The sequence below is a fragment of the Prochlorococcus marinus subsp. pastoris str. CCMP1986 genome (genome assembly GCF_000011465.1).
In the GTDB taxonomy this organism is placed as follows: domain Bacteria; phylum Cyanobacteriota; class Cyanobacteriia; order PCC-6307; family Cyanobiaceae; genus Prochlorococcus_A; species Prochlorococcus_A pastoris.
In genome coordinates this window covers 871,671-886,543 of sequence record NC_005072.1, presented here as the reverse complement: position 1 = coordinate 886,543, position 14,873 = coordinate 871,671, and the positions used below count along the sequence as shown (strand labels likewise).

Genomic DNA, 14,873 nt, shown 5'->3' with positions numbered 1-14,873 from the left:
AGATAATAAAAGCATATTTCGTTAAAATTTATGATTTCATATATTCATTTATTAATCTCAATGTTGTTTGATCGTCAAAGATATCTGTCATATCTAATATTTTAATATTACTTGCCCCTGTTTTTTCATAGTCATAGCACTTATCATAATATTCTAAAACAGACTTACAAACCGATTTCCAATCTTTATTTTTAATTGACTCGATTGCAATTGTTGTTCTTTGTGGACCTAATCTTTTCTTTATTCTTAAAACAGCTTCTATAAGATCTTTTTCTTCAAAAATACTATATGTTTTAATTAATTCCTCTAAACGATTTGATTCACTTTTTTTTATTTCAATTCTCTCTGCTGATTTCATTTGACTAAAAAACTCATGAGGTATTTTACATTTTCCAATATTTGCACTTTCAGCTTCGACGAATATTTTCTTATTTTTTATAAAACCTTTTAATTCCTCTGCGATGGTATTTTCAAATTGTTCATTTGAAGGTTGTGCTTTCATGCCTAGTCCGCCAAAAGTACTTCCTCTATGGCCAGCTAACCCTTCTAAATCAATGATCTGATAATTATTATCACGAAGTAATTTTAATATTTTAGTTTTACCAGTTCCAGTTTTTCCTCCCATAACAACTATTTCCCATTTTTTATTAAAGCTATCTAAAGTCCATTTTCTGTAGCTTTTATAGCCATTTTTTAAAGTAACACTTCTATGATTGTATTTTTCTAAAAGCCAGCATAAACTTTGAGATCTCATTCCACCCCTGGCACAGTAGATTTTTAAGGTGGGATCACTAAATTGTGAATTATGACTTGTCAATTGATGATCATTTATAACTTCAAATAACTTATTAATAATATTTTCAATTTTTACGGCTAAAAATTCCAAACCTTTTATTACTGCCTCTTGTCTACCGTAATTTTTATATACAGTTCCTACTATCGATCTCTCTTCATTATCAAATAACGGAATATTTATAGAATTTGGCATATGTCCTTTATAATATTCTCCTGGACTCCTAACATCAATAAGTGGGCCATTTAACTTCCTGAATTTCTCTAGTTCTTCTTTTCTGGAGTTCATGGATAGTTTTAAAAATTAAATGGATTTATTAGAAATGACAAACAAAGATCAAGAAGACCATTATAAGAGTACATTAAATTTAGTTAATATTTTTGTAAAATCAAATCAACGGAAAAGAATAAATTTATTATCTGATATTGAATCAGATGTCGAAAACATATTTTTGATTGGAAAGAAAATATTTGATGATTTTGATCAGAAAGGAGATGATTGGGCTGCTGGTTGGTTACTTCAAGTATTAAAAAAACATAAACCAATTTTTTTTAATGATAAAAAATACAATAATTGGTTTTTTACTTCTTCAGATAAAGATATTAACTATGAAGAACTACAGTTGAGGTTATTAGAACAAAACTTTGAGGATGCTGATAGATTAACCAGTTCATATTTAAGAAAACTAGCTGGTAAGCTTGCTGAAAATCGTGGTTATGTTTTTTATAGTGAGGTCAATAATATGTCAGGCACTGATCTTCAAACGATTGATAGATTATGGACAATTTATTCAAATGGCAGGTTTGGTTTTTCTATACAAGCTAAACTTCTTAAGTCAGTTGGAAAAAAATATGAATTGTTATGGCCAAAGATAGGATGGAAAAAAGATGGATATTGGACTAGATATCCAAGTTCATTTAGTTGGTCATTAGAAGCTCCTGAAGGACATATGCCATTAATTAATCAACTTAGGGGAGTAAGACTTATGGATTCAATTCTCAGACATCCAGCAATTTCATTGAGGCATAATAATATTCTTTGATCTAGAGCTATTTGATAAGCTAAAATATTCTTAATATAGATATAAAGTTATGTCCTTTTTTCAGGGCAAAATTCTTTTAAATTTTATTATTGATTTACTTAATAAACCAGCAATTAACTGGTCTAATTTTGAATTAAATTCTTCACTACAATTAAATGATTTTGTTGATTTATTGTTAGAACCTTTAAATACTTCTCAATACAGCTACAACATAAAACTAGGTTTACATGAAGCACTTATAAATGCGGTTACGCATGGCAACAAACTAGATCCTAATAAATCGATTAGAGTTCGAAGAATCATTACTCCTAACTGGTGTGTATGGCAAATTCAAGATCAAGGTAATGGTTTAGAAATAAAAAAAAGATTATATAAATTACCTAAAAAATTTACTTCATTTAATGGGCGGGGTCTTTATATAATAAATGAATGTTTCGATGATATTAGATGGAGTAATAAGGGTAATCGGCTCCAATTAGCCTTAAAAAGATGAATGTTTACTTGGACATGGACTGTCTACATTAATTCCTTTTAACCATTTTAAACTTTCTTCCAAATATTTTATGGTATCCTTCTCATTCTCTGAAATTAGTAATTGGCATAATGCGGCTGATATAAGTTCTGCTGATCTATTTAATTTTTTCCCCTTTAGTTTGTGCCAATCTAGGTGATCTATTTTTAACTTATTATTAAGTTTTTGGGCAAGTTGAATAGTATCTTCATCCAGATTATCCATAGTAGTTATTTATTATTTCTTCATTTTATAGCAGACCATACTTTAGTCATGAAAAATGAATTTGATTTTATGTTATTAAAACCTATATCTTTTATTTTAGAAGTTATATCTTCTTTGATGTAATCACAATAAAAGGGTTCATGGAATGATTTATAAAAATTTTCCATTATCTGAATAAAATCAGGTGAATCATTCTCTTGTATTGAATCAGCAAGAATTAATATTCCATCCGGTTCAAGTACTCTGAAGAATTCTTTTAAGACATTTTCTCTTACTGTTCTAGGTAATTCATGGAATAAATAAACACATGTAATTCCTTGAATACTATTATCTTCAAATGGTAAATTTTCAGCATTACCTTTAATCAATTCTATTAAATCACCATTTAGATTTGAAATAAATCTACTAGCTTCTTTTAAGTATGATCCAGACAAATCAAGCCCTATAATTTTTTCTTTAGGGAATGCACCTCTTAGCTGTTTAAGTGTTCTACCAGAACCTGTAGCAACATCAAGAATTTTTAATGAACTTTTTTTTCTATTACCAAAATTATTTAATCCTTCCTTAAGGGGTTTAATTATTCTTCTTCTCATGGCATCGGCACTTCCATTAAAAAGAATTTCTACTTGTAAATCATAAATACTCGCCGAAAAATCAGAAAGATAACCGTCTGTCTGATGGTGAAAATTTCTTAAGTAATACTTTGGGTAGTTTTCATTCTCTATATTTTTAGGAAGATCTTTATAATTTTGTTTTCTTCTTCGGTCCCATGTGTTTGGCATATCCAGCCAAATTTTTGGATATTGGGTTAAATATCTCAGCCAAGGTTCATCAAATAATAATTTCTGAGGATATATATTTTTTTCTGCATCATTCCAATCTTCTTCTCTGAGACGATCCATTGAATTTTGGATATCGACCAAAAGTTTTTTATCTATTGTAAGATTACCAAGCTTATTATCCGGTAGTACGAAATTCATGATTCTTGTACTTAATTCTTTATGAGCTAATCCAGCGATACTTTTTCCTTGTTGAAGTGTTTTATATGCAATTTTTGAAATTTGTTCTTTTACCATTTTTTATTGTTAATTAAATATATTCCAACAAAAAAAAAATCAATTTGAGAATTATTTGTGATAAATCTCAAAAAGATCTTTTAAAATTTTTAAATTTCTTACTTTGACTTAAGCGTCATAGTACATAAAAAATTCATGAGGGTGGGGCCTCTGCCTTAATTGTTGAACCTCTTCGTACTTCATATCGATAAAATTATCAATAAAATCTTCTGTGAATACCCCTCCAGCTAATAAATAATCTTTATCTGCTTTAAGTGCATTTAGTGAATCGTTAAGAGATGACGGAACTGTATCTATTTTTGATAGCTCTTCTGCTGGTAATTCAAATAAGTCAACATCAACTCCATCACCAGGATCAATTTGATTCTTAATACCATCAATACCAGCTAGCATCATTACAGAAAATGCTAAATAAGGGTTAGCAAGTGCATCACCTGATCTAAATTCTAATCTTTTAGCTTTTGGATTAGGTCCAGTTAAAGGGATTCTTACAGCTGCTGATCTATTACCCTCTGAGTAAACTAGATTTACCGGAGCTTCAAAACCTGGAATTAATCTTTTATAGCTATTAGTTGTTGGATTAGTAAATGCTAGGAATGATGGAGCGTGTTTTAAAATACCTCCGATATACCACCTTGCTGTCTGAGATAGATTTGCATATGATCCTTCGCCATAGAATAGAGGTTGACCACTTTCCCATAAACTCTGATGAACATGCATGCCTGTTCCATTATCGTTAAATACAGGTTTAGGCATAAATGTTGCTGTTTTCCCATATTTTTTGGCTACGTTTCTTACAACATATTTGTATGTCATAACACTATCAGCGGAGCTAATTAAGGAATCAAATTTTATACCAAGTTCATGTTGTCCTGCTCCAGCGACTTCATGATGATGCTTCTCAGTTGGAATTCCTAATTCAGCCATTTGCAATAACATTTCAGACCTTATGTCTTGTGCGGTGTCATTAGGAGCAACAGGGAAATAGCCCTCTTTGTATTGAATTTTATAACCTAGGTTTCCACCTTCTTCTGTTCGACCAGTATTCCAGGGAGCTTCAATAGTATCTACACTATAAAAACAACTTCCTTCTTTAGAGTCATATCTAACATCATCGAATAAGAAGAATTCTGGCTCTGGTCCAAAAAATGCAGTATCCGCTATACCTGTGGAATCTAAATATTTTAATGCCTTTTGAGCTAATGATCTTGGGCACCTATTATAGGGTTCTCCACTTCTTGGCTCTTGAATAGAGCAAATCATGCTTAAGGTTTTATGTTTATAAAAAGGATCTATCCATGCGGTACTTGAATCTGGAACCATAGACATGTCAGATGCGTTAATCGCTTTCCAACCTCTTATAGATGATCCATCAAAGGCAAGACCTTCAGTGAATGATTCTTCCTCAATCATGTCAGATGTCAAGGTTAGATGTTGCCATTTACCATGAATGTCAGTGAATTTTAGATCGATGAGTTCAATTCCTTCATCCTTAATCTGACTTAAAACGTCTTGGGGAGACTTGGCCATTACTTTATTTATACCTCCAATAAAATTAATAACTTGACGAATCTAATTATGTATCAAAGGTAACTTTTTTCAACACTTGCTGGGTTCTTTGAGTATTTCAAGTTATATGTTTACCAATTGTTAACTTAAATATTTAAATTGGATGAATTTCTTTAAACATTCTTCGCTTTAGTAGGTAAATTAGTTTAATTTAAAAGTAATGCTTTAAAAGTTTTTGACCGAAACAAAACTCATTTCAACTTTAAATAAAGAGAATCTACCTCATCTCGATAAAACTTATGTTCCTTCAAGACTTTTATTAGGACCTGGTCCTTCAAATGCTAATCCCGAAGTCCTTAAGGCTTTAGCACTTAATCCAATTGGGCATTTAGATGAGGCATATATAGAGTTAATGTCCGAGGTACAAAAATTACTTAGATATACATGGCAATGTAATAATCGAATAACTCTACCTATGAGTGGTACAGGTAGCGCAGCTATGGAAGCATCTATTGCTAATTTTATAGAGCCTGGAGAAAAAATTCTAATCGCAAAAAAAGGATATTTTGGGGATCGTTTGGTTGATATGGCATCGAGATATAATGCGGACGTTTCAGTAATTGAAAAAGAATGGGGAGAAGCGTTTACTTTTGAAGAAATAAAATATGAAATAGAAACTAAAAAACCTGTAATATTTGCTATTGTCCACGCTGAGACATCAACTGGGGTATTACAACCTCTTGAAGGGATAGGTGATTTATGCAGAAAGAATAATTGTTTGTTTTTAGTTGATGCTGTCACATCATTAGGTGCTCTAGAACTTTTTATTGATGATTGGAAAATTGATCTTGCTTATAGTTGTAGCCAAAAAGGTCTAAGTTGCCCTCCTGGACTTAGTCCTTTCACAATGAACAAACGTGCAGAAGATAAACTTAGTGCAAGAACTTCTAAAGTTCCAAATTGGTACTTAGATTTATCCTTATTGAATAGATATTGGGGATCTGATCGTGTTTACCATCATACTGCTCCAGTGAATATGAATTTTGCAATAAGAGAGGGTTTGCGCTTAATCGCTAATGAAGGCTTAGAAAATATTTGGAGAAGACATAATTCTAATGCAATCAAATTATGGAAGGGATTAGAAAGTTTAGGAATGGACCTACATGTTTCCAGTGAATTTAGGTTACCTACTCTGACAACAGTGAAAATTCCTCCCGCAGTAGATGGAGACGCATATAGAAATCATCTTTTGAAAAATTTTGGTATTGAAATAGGAAATGGACTAGGTGCATTGTCTGGTAAGGTTTGGCGTATTGGATTAATGGGGTTTAACTCTAATGAAGAGAATGTTGATCGATTATTAAATTTATTTGATACAGAATTAAAGAAGTTTTCTATTTTTGATTCCTCATCTTTTTAAACCATAACTTAATATTATTTTTACAATCCTGATTTAAAACTCCTCCTACTACTTTCATTTTATGATGTGCGCTTTCATGCTTAGATAAATCAATAGTGCCTCCGAATCCGCCTCTTTTATCATCTTTTGTACCATATATAACTTGACCCATTCTTGCTTGAACTAATGCCGCAGCACACATTGTACAAGGCTCTAAATTTACAATTATGCTGCATTCATTGAATCGCCAATCATTTTTAATCCATGAAGCTTGTCTAAGAGCTATTAATTCTGCATGTCCTAAAGGGTCATTGTTAATTTCTCTTTTATTACTTCCTCTACCAATACATCTTCCATTCTCATCTATTATTACTGCTGTAATTGGTAATTCAACCTTACCTACTTCCTCTGATCTTCGTAAAATGAATTTCATCCATTTAAGATAATCTAAGTGCTCAATTTTTCTATGCCGATTTATAGTTTTTTGGTTCATTTTATCAATTACGTTTTTTTTTATAAGCATTATAAATAACCTAATTAATATTTATTTTAAAGAATGACTTCTGATTCAATTAATAATCAAAACAATCTATTTCCAACATCTTCTGGAAGTAACGAAAGTTTGCTTATACTTCTCAACCGAACTTCTGAGATCATATGCAAATGGTTTTCAGATTCAGATAAATTAGGTCCTATACCCATCGATAGTAACTTTGTATGTTCAGTTCCAGGAGAACAGGGAAAGTCTTTTGATGTTTTATTCTCTGAGATTGAAAGTCTTATTTATAATTCTTTTAATCCAGTACATCCAGGTTCCCTTGCTCATCTAGACCCTCCACCATTAATTATTTCTATTTTGGGGGATTTAATTGCTGCTGGCTTAAATAATAATCTTCTCGCACATGAATTATCACCAAGTATTTCTCTTCTTGAGGAATCAATTTGCAAGTGGTTTTCAATAAAACTAGGTTTTTCGGATTTAGCAGGTGGCGTTGCAGCCAGTGGCGGGACTTTAAGTAATTTAAATGCGTTGGTCACAGCAAGAAACTATGCCGGACTTGAAACTAATCCAAAGGCCGTTTATTTAATTAGCGAAGATGCTCATTCATCATTTGAAAAATGTACTAGAATTATGGGTCTTGAAAAAAATAATTTAATTAAAGTCAAAACAGATAAAAATGGATGTATGGATATGATTGACCTTAAAAAGACTGTTGATAAATGTTCTATTGAAGGTAAAAGAATATTTGCTATTATCGCCACTCTTGGTACAACAGTTCGTGGAGCAATAGACCCAATTGATAAAATCAGTAAATTTTGTAATGAAAGAAATATTTGGCTACACATTGACGGATCCATAGGAGGCATTTTTTCAATTACTAATATACCGATCAATGGAATTATTAATGTTCATCTCGCGAATTCAATAACTATTAATCCACAAAAAATACTTGGAATTACAAAAACTTCATCCCTTTTAATAGTTTCAAATATTGAAATTCTTAAAAATACATTTTCTACAGGGTTACCTTACGTTTCTAATGAAAACAATTTCTTTAATAGAGGTGAACTAGGAATACAAGGTTCTAGACCCGCTGAAATTATCAAACTATGGTTAGGTTTGCGATTTCTGGGAATGCGAGGAATAGAGGATGTATTAAATTCATCAATTAAGAGAAGAATATTCTTCGAGAATAATTTAGATACATACAAATATGATTTATATTCTGGTCCTTTGCATATAATTTCCTTTTTACCAAAGGGTATGAATAAAAACGAATCAGATTCCTGGACTTTAAATAAAAGAACAAATCTTCTTAAAAAGAACTTTATGATTTCTAGGCCTCTATTTAAAAATAGATATTACCTAAGAGCAGTTTTTGGGAATTACAATACAAGTGAATCTCATATTAATGATCTTTTGAAATTATTAAATTAATTCTTATGAAAATTAGTAGATCAAAATTAATAGCGGTAATAACGGGTTTTATATCAATATTAATTTGTATTTTATATTTACTATTAATTACTGTTTTTGACTTTAGATCTTTCTTAAACAATCAAATAATTAGTCACTCTGCAAATATGGCGGCAATTTTCTTTGAGATTTTGAATCATCGTAAACTCTTATATTATTTATTGCTTCTCTAATGAAATTATTTAGGATATCTTCCCTTTTATTTAATTTGTAAATATCCTCAATTACTTCTTGCATCCCACCATCTCCCCAATTTTTTCCATTATTAAAATATTTTTTTATTGATAAACCTACTATTTTTATTAACCAACATGCGGTTATGGACTGTAATGATTTTGAAATAAATATTGTTGTAAAATTTGAAGCTAATGCGTTTGTAATAACACTAAGTCCACCTTTCAAAATGCCAAGTTTTGCAAGAGTTGTTAATAATGATTTTGATAATTCGACTGCTTCATTTTTTGTTATCTTGAAATCATATGTTTTCGAAATTTCAAGTATCATTTGAACATTTACAGATGTTGTTGTTATAAAATCTACAACGGGCAAAGGATTTAACAGTATTACTCCTCCTGTAATCAAAGTATATTTATTTATTATTTTATTAGCACTTAAATTTCTTTGCTCCGATATTACATTTTTGCTGATTTGGCCTAATTTATTACATCTAAAAAGAATATTATCAGCTAGTAATTCTTCTCCATTAGCATCAAGTGTTTCTATTATCTCTTTAAATAGATTACTTACATCAGGAGTTATTTTTAATGAGTCTACTAAATTGCTTGAGAAGACTTTTGATGTAGCAATAGTTTTTATGACTGATAATTTAATATATTTTGTAGATGTAATTGAGATAATGTTTTCTCTAATAAAATTATTTTGTTTTTCTGATCTTAAGTCGCATTTATTTAAAACAATAATTATTTTCTTCTTCAAATTTAGTAATTCTCTAATTAGATAGAGTTCATATTTATTGATATCTTGATCAATTACAAAAAGAATGAGATCTGATTTTGATGCCTCCATTATTGTAGAGTCCTCCCTTTCTTGACCTTCTTTAGAAGCTTCAAATAATCCAGGCGTATCAATTATATTTATATTTCTTTTTAAGATTGGAATTCTAATTTTATAACTTGTTATATCTTTTGTAGTCCCAATTGTTGGGGAAATCTTTCCAATTAAATTTTTCAATAGTGCTCTTGCTATAGAAGTTTTTCCAGAGGATCCCGCACCAAATAATATTACGTTATAGTCTCCATGCTTGAACTGTTTCTCAAGCTTTATCTTTTCATATTTCAATAAATCTCCATATATTTTATTGGATATTTTTTTATTAATTTCATCTATTGCTTCAAGACTATTTTTTGCAGCTCCATATTTATTTCTAAAAGAAAAACTATTTTGTTGCTTAAATATTATTTTATAAGCAATCTTTTTGAATAATCTTTTGTTTTTATAATAAAAAATTAGTAAAATAACAACAATGATTAAAATAGAATAAATATTTAAAATATTTCTAAATAACGTCAATAATAAATAAAGAAATAATATAATTAATAAATATCTATAGTTCTTAATAAGAAAATGGTACATTATTATCGTTTATTTTTAATAAGTCCATATATAATAATAATTAGACCAATATTTATAGATATATCGGCAATATTAAATACTGGAAAATCTATAAATTTTAAATTAATAAAATCTATAACGTAACCCTTTGTAATTCTTTCAATTCCGTTTCCTATCGTACCTGCCAAAATAAAGCTATAGCTTAATAAAGCTAAATTATCTAATTTTTTTTTATATAAAATAAAATATATTAAACATAACGTTATTATTGTACTTAGTGTGGATAAAAAAATTCTGTTACCGTTTAAAATATTAAATGCTGCTCCATAATTTTTTACGTACTCAATACTAAAAAATACAAGATCTTTATTTATATAAGATGTATGATTTAATTCGATAATATGTTTTGTAAATTGATCAGATAGAATAATTAAAATAGATAATAAAATATAATAAAATCTATTTTTTTTTATATTTAACATCATCTTTGATATCTGTTCTTATTGAAAATCTTAAACAGTACAGTTATAGGTGTGAGCATTAACAAATGATATCCAAGTTTTCCTAATGAGTATTTTGAAATATTGTATAAGAGTATTTCCGATTGTTTATAATTTAAAAATAGAATGCAGTTATAAATTATACCTATAAGATGCATACTACATATTCCTAATATTCCGTATTTTAAAAGGTCATAATATTTAATCATTTGCTTTCTTTTATTTAAAATATCTATTATTTTGATTAATGGATACATTCCTAATAAATAACCAAAATTTGGAGTTAATAAATATCCTAATGAACCTCCCTGGTCAAATACTGGAATAAAAAACAAACCAATTATTAAATAGATACTAAATGCTTTTATTACTATTTTACCGGTAAATATTAAGGTAATTATTACGATTGAAGGTAATTGCCATGTAATAGGCATTTCAAATGACCCAATAAGTTTATTAGTAAAAGGAATATAGAAAAAAACAGGAATAAATGTAGAAATTATAATTATTTGGAGACTTATAAATACCTCAATAATTTTACTAACATTTAGCATTTACTAATAAAAATTTACAAACTTCTTAGAGCAACAATTGGATCTAATTGTGAGGCTCTTTTGGCTGGTAACACTCCAAAGATTAATCCTATTGAACCTGAAATAATCATTGTTGACAACGTTGTTGTTATTCCTACCGAAGCTGGCAACGGAGTTATTACTCCTAGAAGAAATACCCCTGTCAAACCGGTTGTTGTTCCAACCAAACCTCCAATAGTAGATAAAATTAAAGCCTCAAATAAAAATTGTATAAGAATATCTGATTGTTTCGCTCCTATTGCTTTTCTTAAACCAATCTCCTCTGTTCTTTCACTTACAGAAACAAGCATTATATTCATTATTCCTATACCTCCAACAATAAGAGAGACAGCACCTATACCTGCCAATAAAAATGTAAGACCACTTGTAATGTTTGTTACGATATTTAATGCATCTTCTTGAGATCTAACTGCAAAATCATCGTCCCTTACGATGTTATGTCTTTGACGCAATAAATTTGTAATTTGGAACTTTGCAGCACTAGTTTTGTTTTTACTAGTAGCCTCCACACTTATAAAACTTAAGCTAACTCCATAGGTAGGATCTTTTCCACTTATTCTATTAACCATTGTAGTAAGAGGTATATATGCGTTTTTATCTTGATTGCTACCAAAAACAGCACCTTTAGGTTTCAAAATTCCAATTATTTCGTAGGTGTGATCTTTAATTCTTATTTTTTCTCCAATTACAGTGTTTCCCTTAAAAAAGTCTTCCTTTAGATCAGGTCCAATTACAACAAAACTTCTAGCTGAATTTACGTCACTTTGGGAGATAAATCTTCCTTCATCTACCTCAAAACTTCTTACGTCAAGAAATTCAGGAGTAACACCAGCAATTGAAATATTTAGGCTTTTTGAATTTGATTGAACAATTTCATTTGCAGAGATTTGTGGTGCAACTTTTTTAACACTCGGGACTTGATTGTTAATTGCAATTGAATCTTCTAAAACAAGATTTTTTGGAAATGATATACCTCTTCTTCGGGTATCGTTATTGCCTGGAACAATAAATAAAACATTTGCACCTAAATTACTTAATTGATTTTTGGCAAGAGTTTGAGCTCCTCTCCCTAATCCTACAAGTGTTATTACTGATGCATTACCTATTATTATTCCAAGCATAGTAAGAGAACTTCTTAATTTGTTTGAAACTAAAGTTTTACCAGCCATATTAAAGGCTTCTTTAAGAGATATATTCCTAGACATACTTATATTTATCTAGTGCATCCTCATCGTCTTCTATCTGCCCCATATAAACAACCCCTTCATTGAGTTGTAACGTTATTAAATCCCCGTTCGATACAAGATTGTCAATAGCAGATAAATTACAAATAGTGGATATCTTAATATTATTTTTTTTGAATACTTTATAGCATTCATCTATATTTTCATCCGTAACTATTCCAGTAATTATTTTGGTGAAAGGTAAATCCATTAAGATATTTTTTGGTACAAATAAAATTTCACCTGGAGAAATCAATGATAAATCAAGATTAGTCTTTATATTTCTTGCTTTGCCAGTTACACCTATCTCCCCTACTGATATTCCTCGAGTTACCACTTTTCTTACTAACCCAACCTTTATTAGATCAGTCGAACCACTTATACCTGTTAGTGTCCCTGCAGTCTGAACTACCAGGTCTCCTTGCTTAAGAATCCCTAGTTCTTGTGCTATTTGCATTGCAATACTGAATGTTTTTGCAGTCCTATCGTCATTCTTGACTAATAAAGGAGTCACTCCCCATACTAATTGCAATCTTCTCGCGACACATCGCTCTGTAGTGGTAGCAAGAATAGGAGTAGGAGGTCTGAATTTACTCACATTACGGGCTGTTGAACCGGATTTGGTTAAAGGGATTATTGCCCCAGCATCAAGTTGTCTAGCAATGTTGCTGACTGCGGCGCTTATTGCATTTGGAATAGTACTAGGAAGGTGACTCTCAATTGCTTTTAGTGGATAATCACGTTCAATTCTTCTAGCAATTGTCGCCATGGTCTCAACAGCTTCTACTGGATAATCACCCACAGCTGTTTCATTTGAAAGCATTACAGCATCTGTACCATCAAGAATTGCATTAGCTACATCACTTACTTCAGCGCGAGTTGGCCTTGGATTTGATGCCATTGAGTCAAGCATTTGTGTGGCGGTAATAATGGGGATCCCTAGTGTATTTGCTTTTCTAATTAACTCTTTTTGTAAAAGAGGGACTTCTTCTGCTGGCATTTCAACTCCTAAGTCTCCTCGTGCAACCATAACCCCATCACACAAAGGTAATATTGAATCTATTTGATCTATTGCTTCAAATTTTTCAATCTTGGCTACAACAGGAATTGAATGTCCATTCTTATTTATTAAATTTTTTATTTCATTAATATCAGACGGATTTCTTACAAAACTCAGAGCTATCCAATCAACACCAGCAGTTAATCCAAATTCAAGATCTTCTATATCTTTATCAGTTAAAGCTTTAACAGATAATTGTACATCTGGAAAATTTACACCTTTGTTGTTAGAAAGGACTCCTCCAACAGTTACTTTACACTCTAATAAATTATTTCCTATATCAACCTTTTCAACAATCATTTCAATTTTTCCATCATCTAACAATATTCTTTTACCTGAAGTTACTTCCTGGGCAAGTTTGTTGTAGGTAACATTAGCTATACTTTTTGTACATTCAACTTCATTGGAAGTTAATGAGAATTTATCTCCTTTTTTTACTTTTACAGGACCATCTTTAAATCTTCCTAATCTTATTTTAGGACCCTGAAGATCCTGAAGTATTCCAATATCTAGATCTAGCTTTTCAGAAACTTTTCTTATGGTTTGTATTCTTTCTTGATGATCTTTATGATCGCCATGAGAAAAATTTAATCGAAATGTTGTGACTCCAGCCTTAATAAGATCAGTAATAATTTCTTCTGATTGAGTAGCTGGTCCAATTGTTGCAACAATCTTGGTTCTCCTTTTTAAATCAATATTCGACATATATAAATAATATTGCTAGATATAAGTAAATTTAACATACATAAAGTTAGTTATTTAATCTATGGATTTTAAAACTTATCAGAAGCAAGCTCGCTTAACAGCCCAATATCCAAATTTAGGCTCAAACAATATTTATCCAACACTAGGATTAGTTGGAGAAGCTGGTGAAGTTGCAGAAAAAGTAAAAAAAGTAATTAGAGATAAAAAAGGTATTTTTGATGAAGAATCTAAAAAAGGGATAAAAAAAGAGTTAGGTGATGTTCTATGGTATATATCTAATCTTTGCAATGAATTCAATTTCGAATTAGAAGAAGTTGCTTTACAAAATTTAGAAAAATTGAAGTTAAGAGCAGCTAAGGGTAAAATTTCTGGTTCCGGAGATGATCGTTAAATTTTAACCATATCCTAAGCTGGCATATTGAAGATTAGTAATAAGGTTTTGGATAACATTAAGAAGTAGAAAAGCTAACAACGATGAAATATCAAAGCCACCAATTGGAGGAATTATTCCTCTAAATATATTCAAATATGGGTCTGTTATTGACGTTAATGCTGATAATATTCCATTACTCCAATCTATTCCAGGAAACCATGTAAGTAATATCCTAATGATCAAAATAAATGAATAAATTGATAAGGTTTGACCTAAAACCGCAAAAATCTCAGACAACATTATTTTCAAGTAGT

At 30.2% G+C, this 14,873-nt stretch carries 16 protein-coding genes; 5 read left to right on the top strand and 11 right to left on the bottom strand.

Going from position 1 to position 14,873, the window contains the following annotated elements; all coding sequences use genetic code 11:
* Window positions 1-28 precede the first annotated feature (28 nt).
* Window positions 29-1,081, bottom strand: a complete 1,053-nt coding sequence (mnmH, locus tag TX50_RS04935) for a tRNA 2-selenouridine(34) synthase MnmH (RefSeq protein WP_011132558.1) — start codon at window positions 1,079-1,081, stop codon at window positions 29-31.
* A 34-nt stretch (window positions 1,082-1,115) separates the two neighbouring features.
* On the opposite strand from mnmH, the gene TX50_RS04930 reads away from it, so the two are divergent.
* Window positions 1,116-1,835, top strand: coding sequence for a GUN4 domain-containing protein (locus tag TX50_RS04930; RefSeq protein ID WP_036930468.1), 720 nt, complete (start codon window positions 1,116-1,118; stop codon window positions 1,833-1,835).
* Window positions 1,836-1,884: 49 nt separating this feature from the next.
* On the top strand, window positions 1,885-2,328 hold the full coding sequence (locus TX50_RS04925) for an ATP-binding protein (RefSeq protein ID WP_011132556.1): 444 nt from the start codon (window positions 1,885-1,887) through the stop codon (window positions 2,326-2,328).
* Here the strand turns inward: TX50_RS04925 and TX50_RS04920 are convergent.
* From TX50_RS04920 to glnA, 3 genes are all read right to left on the bottom strand, one after another.
* Window positions 2,317-2,571, bottom strand: coding sequence for a DUF6439 family protein (locus TX50_RS04920; protein ID WP_011132555.1), 255 nt, complete (start codon window positions 2,569-2,571; stop codon window positions 2,317-2,319). The genes TX50_RS04925 and TX50_RS04920 overlap by 12 nt on opposite strands.
* 20 nt (window positions 2,572-2,591) lie before the next feature.
* Window positions 2,592-3,647, bottom strand: a complete 1,056-nt coding sequence (locus TX50_RS04915) for a class I SAM-dependent methyltransferase (protein WP_011132554.1) — start codon at window positions 3,645-3,647, stop codon at window positions 2,592-2,594.
* 108 nt (window positions 3,648-3,755) lie between these two features.
* Entirely contained in the window at window positions 3,756-5,177 is a 1,422-nt protein-coding gene (glnA, locus tag TX50_RS04910) for a type I glutamate--ammonia ligase (RefSeq protein ID WP_011132553.1), read from the bottom strand.
* A gap of 214 nt (window positions 5,178-5,391) precedes the next feature.
* Here glnA and TX50_RS04905 point away from each other — a divergent pair, with 214 nt between their 5' ends.
* Window positions 5,392-6,576 (top strand): pyridoxal-phosphate-dependent aminotransferase family protein, encoded by a 1,185-nt coding sequence (locus tag TX50_RS04905; protein ID WP_011132552.1) that lies wholly within the window; start codon window positions 5,392-5,394, stop codon window positions 6,574-6,576.
* Here the strand turns inward: TX50_RS04905 and TX50_RS04900 are convergent.
* The gene (locus TX50_RS04900; protein WP_011132551.1) at window positions 6,551-7,048 is read right to left on the bottom strand and encodes a nucleoside deaminase; all 498 of its coding nucleotides are present in this window, start codon (window positions 7,046-7,048) and stop codon (window positions 6,551-6,553) included. The two genes, TX50_RS04905 and TX50_RS04900, sit on opposite strands and share 26 nt — an antisense overlap.
* Before the next feature lie 63 nt (window positions 7,049-7,111).
* Between TX50_RS04900 and TX50_RS04895 the strand changes: the two genes are divergently transcribed.
* Window positions 7,112-8,494, top strand: coding sequence for a pyridoxal phosphate-dependent decarboxylase family protein (locus TX50_RS04895; RefSeq protein WP_011132550.1), 1,383 nt, complete (start codon window positions 7,112-7,114; stop codon window positions 8,492-8,494).
* Window positions 8,495-8,623: 129 nt separating this feature from the next.
* Here the strand turns inward: TX50_RS04895 and TX50_RS04890 are convergent, their stop codons facing one another.
* From TX50_RS04890 to pyk, 5 genes are read right to left on the bottom strand one after another with little or no spacing between them, the layout of a single operon-like run.
* Window positions 8,624-10,126 carry a GTP-binding protein gene (locus TX50_RS04890; RefSeq protein WP_011132549.1) on the bottom strand — a complete coding sequence of 501 codons (1,503 nt, stop codon included), beginning with the start codon at window positions 10,124-10,126 and terminating at the stop codon, window positions 8,624-8,626.
* 2 nt (window positions 10,127-10,128) lie between these two features.
* Window positions 10,129-10,590: a signal peptidase II gene (gene lspA, locus TX50_RS04885; protein ID WP_011132548.1), complete on the bottom strand. Its 462-nt coding sequence runs from the start codon at window positions 10,588-10,590 to the stop codon at window positions 10,129-10,131.
* On the bottom strand, window positions 10,587-11,159 hold the full coding sequence (locus TX50_RS04880) for a biotin transporter BioY (protein ID WP_011132547.1): 573 nt from the start codon (window positions 11,157-11,159) through the stop codon (window positions 10,587-10,589). The genes lspA and TX50_RS04880 overlap by 4 nt, the downstream gene beginning before the upstream one ends.
* 14 nt (window positions 11,160-11,173) lie before the next feature.
* Window positions 11,174-12,403, bottom strand: a complete 1,230-nt coding sequence (locus tag TX50_RS04875; protein WP_011132546.1) for an ABC transporter permease — start codon at window positions 12,401-12,403, stop codon at window positions 11,174-11,176.
* The gene (gene pyk / locus TX50_RS04870; protein WP_011132545.1) at window positions 12,396-14,186 is read right to left on the bottom strand and encodes a pyruvate kinase; all 1,791 of its coding nucleotides are present in this window, start codon (window positions 14,184-14,186) and stop codon (window positions 12,396-12,398) included. Before pyk ends, TX50_RS04875 begins: the two co-directional genes overlap by 8 nt.
* Window positions 14,187-14,247: 61 nt before the next feature.
* On the opposite strand from pyk, the gene TX50_RS04865 reads away from it, so the two are divergent.
* Window positions 14,248-14,577 carry a nucleoside triphosphate pyrophosphohydrolase family protein gene (locus TX50_RS04865; protein ID WP_011132544.1) on the top strand — a complete coding sequence of 110 codons (330 nt, stop codon included), beginning with the start codon at window positions 14,248-14,250 and terminating at the stop codon, window positions 14,575-14,577.
* A 3-nt stretch (window positions 14,578-14,580) separates the two neighbouring features.
* Here TX50_RS04865 and TX50_RS04860 read toward each other — a convergent pair whose 3' ends face one another.
* Window positions 14,581-14,859 (bottom strand): YggT family protein, encoded by a 279-nt coding sequence (locus TX50_RS04860; RefSeq protein WP_011132543.1) that lies wholly within the window; start codon window positions 14,857-14,859, stop codon window positions 14,581-14,583.
* Window positions 14,860-14,873 lie beyond the last annotated feature (14 nt).

Bases quoted from the DNA above. Each gene is read 5' to 3' on its own strand.
- mnmH (WP_011132558.1), bottom strand. From the start codon at position 1,081: ATGAACTCCAGAAAAGAAGAACTAGAGAAATTCAGGAAGTTAAATGGC.
- TX50_RS04930 (WP_036930468.1), top strand. From the start codon at position 1,116: ATGACAAACAAAGATCAAGAAGACCATTATAAGAGTACATTAAATTTA.
- TX50_RS04925 (WP_011132556.1), top strand. From the start codon at position 1,885: ATGTCCTTTTTTCAGGGCAAAATTCTTTTAAATTTTATTATTGATTTA.
- TX50_RS04920 (WP_011132555.1), bottom strand. From the start codon at position 2,571: ATGGATAATCTGGATGAAGATACTATTCAACTTGCCCAAAAACTTAAT.
- TX50_RS04915 (WP_011132554.1), bottom strand. From the start codon at position 3,647: ATGGTAAAAGAACAAATTTCAAAAATTGCATATAAAACACTTCAACAA.
- glnA (WP_011132553.1), bottom strand. From the start codon at position 5,177: ATGGCCAAGTCTCCCCAAGACGTTTTAAGTCAGATTAAGGATGAAGGA.
- TX50_RS04900 (WP_011132551.1), bottom strand. From the start codon at position 7,048: ATGAACCAAAAAACTATAAATCGGCATAGAAAAATTGAGCACTTAGAT.
- TX50_RS04895 (WP_011132550.1), top strand. From the start codon at position 7,112: ATGACTTCTGATTCAATTAATAATCAAAACAATCTATTTCCAACATCT.
- TX50_RS04890 (WP_011132549.1), bottom strand. From the start codon at position 10,126: ATGTACCATTTTCTTATTAAGAACTATAGATATTTATTAATTATATTA.
- lspA (WP_011132548.1), bottom strand. From the start codon at position 10,590: ATGATGTTAAATATAAAAAAAAATAGATTTTATTATATTTTATTATCT.
- TX50_RS04880 (WP_011132547.1), bottom strand. From the start codon at position 11,159: ATGCTAAATGTTAGTAAAATTATTGAGGTATTTATAAGTCTCCAAATA.
- TX50_RS04875 (WP_011132546.1), bottom strand. From the start codon at position 12,403: ATGTCTAGGAATATATCTCTTAAAGAAGCCTTTAATATGGCTGGTAAA.
- pyk (WP_011132545.1), bottom strand. From the start codon at position 14,186: ATGTCGAATATTGATTTAAAAAGGAGAACCAAGATTGTTGCAACAATT.
- TX50_RS04865 (WP_011132544.1), top strand. From the start codon at position 14,248: ATGGATTTTAAAACTTATCAGAAGCAAGCTCGCTTAACAGCCCAATAT.
- TX50_RS04860 (WP_011132543.1), bottom strand. From the start codon at position 14,859: ATGTTGTCTGAGATTTTTGCGGTTTTAGGTCAAACCTTATCAATTTAT.